At 37.2% G+C, this 1,767-nt stretch carries 1 protein-coding gene; it reads right to left on the bottom strand.

The annotated features are described in order from the left end of the window. Positions 1 to 323 precede the first annotated feature (323 nt). On the bottom strand, positions 324 to 1,004 hold the full coding sequence (locus I3255_RS14085; RefSeq protein ID WP_237033028.1) for a hypothetical protein: 681 nt from the start codon (positions 1,002 to 1,004) through the stop codon (positions 324 to 326). Positions 1,005 to 1,767: the final 763 nt, after the last annotated feature.

The raw sequence follows: 1,767 nt of genomic DNA, 5'->3' as shown, positions 1-1,767 counted from the left end.
CGGCTACCACATGCTGGGCAGTTAGCTCTTGCACTCGCTGTACGGTGACCATTAACTGGTGCTGTACATCTTGCCATATGATGATTCTCCAAGTTGTGAAATCACCTTATAGTAAGAGATTGAGAATGGTATGAAACAATAACCGTATAACATTTCAAACATGGTCACAAAATGAATTGTTGACGATGTTCTCTAACGCCGCATTAAGGTGTGAACAACGCCAGCACCAAGCCTAATCCATTGCGCCGTACACACGAAACCCAACCTTGAACTGAGAATGCCACGCGTTGCGAATCACTCTTAAAAAGTTTGTATACATTTTATTATCGTAATGGCTTAGGAGCTAGTCTTGCAATACGCCCTTGAATTGTCCAACTAGCCATTTTAGCCTGCTCGGAATTAAAGTGATTAAGTCTAGTATCATAATGATCAATATGTGCTTTATTTGGTGACTCCACCAAGTCTTCCAATATTAGTGACATAAGATCAAAAGACTTTTTGTATACCTCAAGTTTTACAACATCTAGATCTGCAATACTTTGAGTGATTTGAGCGTTTTCTTGCGTATTAGCTCTATTCATAGCAATCGACCATTGTCCATGAGCTAAGCGGTTACGTAATTCACTAGGTTTCTTGATATAGTCTCTTAGAATAAGTCGCATATCACTTCGGATATTCTCCTTCTCTATTTCTGTTTTAGATGAGATTTTTGCAACCATAGTATTTAAACAATGCTTCCAACCTGCAAAAGACTCATTTCTAAACTTGGTTTTGAGGGTATCAATTTCAGAAGAATTTAACGCATATGGCGTATGAATCAATTTGGAAAAAATTGCTTCAGTGTAAGCAGAGAAGAGTAAAGAAAGCAGTTTTGTTTGAATATCTACCGCTTGAAAATTTTTTGTTCGATATGATTCGTTAATCAGCATGGTAGTTTGTTTCCACGCTTTATTTAGCTCTCGAACATTATGTGTTTGGATTTCGTAAGGAGTTGTAGGTGTCATGGGCTTTGACCTTGGAGATAACTAGGTAAAATATACTCGAAAATACACTTTACCTAGCTGGACTCGAACCAGCGACCTCGCAATCACGTAAACGCTTTTGCGCGCTCTCACCCTTCTGAGCTATAGGTGCAGTTGCATATTACTATAAGAAATTGAGCAGTCAAGGAATAATGCATAACGCTTACTATACAGGCTATAAACTGACTCAATGGATATATGATGTTTAAGTCTTCAAAGGACAAATCAATACTTAGTTAAAAAGTTAATGGGTTAGATTGCACCATGAGGCATAATTTCTTAATGTCCCGAAATCGGATAACTTTTGGTAGGGCAAACGCACATTAACAACATGTGAATGAGCAACAGCTCTAACGCATAATGGGGCAAAAACGAGTGAAGAAACGTTATCTACCTACACTAGTGGGCTGGAAGTGAAGAGGCATTCCTCTTGCTCGCAGTTAAGAAGTAAGAATTTAAAGCCATTGAGATAACCACTACCACATAATAAAAGTGAAGTTGCAATATGAGTGTTGTACTTCCTGCAAGATACGATCAAAACTCAGTAGTTGTTCTAAAAATGATAGAAAGATAGGAATTCCAGCTCCACACTAGAAACAACAATATAGACATGAATCTGTTTCAAATATCGCTAACAATCATAAAATTTAGAATTAGTTAAGTTTCATATAGAAAAGCTCATTTGGCTTAACACCAAATGAGCTGACATAACATTAAACTTTAACGTTTACTGATTTATGGTTGA

It is taken from the genome of Psychrobacter sp. Ps6 (genome assembly GCF_022129235.1).
In the GTDB taxonomy this organism is placed as follows: domain Bacteria; phylum Pseudomonadota; class Gammaproteobacteria; order Pseudomonadales; family Moraxellaceae; genus Psychrobacter.
The sequence above is the reverse complement of the archived record's forward strand: the minus strand, read 5'-3'. Positions and strand labels throughout refer to the sequence as shown.

Excerpts from the sequence above, each read along its gene's own strand:
- I3255_RS14085 (WP_237033028.1), bottom strand. The coding sequence starts at position 1,004 with ATGACACCTACAACTCCTTACGAAATCCAAACACATAATGTTCGAGAG.